This window comes from Paraburkholderia tropica (assembly GCF_914484835.1).
GTDB classification, from domain to species: domain Bacteria; phylum Pseudomonadota; class Gammaproteobacteria; order Burkholderiales; family Burkholderiaceae; genus Paraburkholderia; species Paraburkholderia tropica_A.
Map to the genome: position 1 here is coordinate 1 of NZ_CAJZAR010000016.1, position 602 is coordinate 602.

Here is a 602-nt window from a genome sequence, read left to right on the forward strand (position 1 = left end):
AACCCGTGCCCGCCGAGAAACCCACCACCTTGCCGTGATAGACCACCGACGATCCATACACGTCCGCCGTCATCTCCACCGGCTGGCCGATGCGCATGTGCTTGAGCTGCACTTCCTTGAAGTTCGCGTCGATCCACAGCGAGTTCAGCGGCACCACCGACATCAGCGGCGTGCCCGGCGAGACGCGCTGGCCGACCTGCACCGAACGCTTCGCCACATAACCCGTGACCGGCGCAGGCAGCGTGTTGCGCGCGTTCGCGAGGTACGCGTCGCGCACCTTCGCGGCGGCCGCCATCACGTTCGGATGGTTCGCGATGGTCGTGTTTGCGGTCAGCGCCTGGTTCGCGGCGAGTTGCTGCTGCGCGGCTTCGAGCGCGGCTTCGGCGCTCTTTTCGGCGTCGCGTGCGTGCGAGATTTCTTCCTGCGAAACCGCGCCCGTCTGCGCGACCAGCATGCGGCGGCGCAGATCGTCCTGCGCACGCGACAGGTCGGCACGACGCACGGCGACCTGCGCTTCGTACTGGCTGTCGTCGGCGAAGAGGCCGCGCACCTGGCGCACGGTCTGGCCGAGATTCGCTTCGGCCTGTTGCAGCGCGATGCGC

At 67.8% G+C, this 602-nt stretch carries 1 protein-coding gene; it reads right to left on the reverse strand.

Annotated elements, in window-relative coordinates:
- A partial coding sequence (locus tag LDO54_RS01845; RefSeq protein WP_224005335.1) for an HlyD family efflux transporter periplasmic adaptor subunit occupies nucleotides 1-602 on the reverse strand: 602 nt, incomplete at both ends.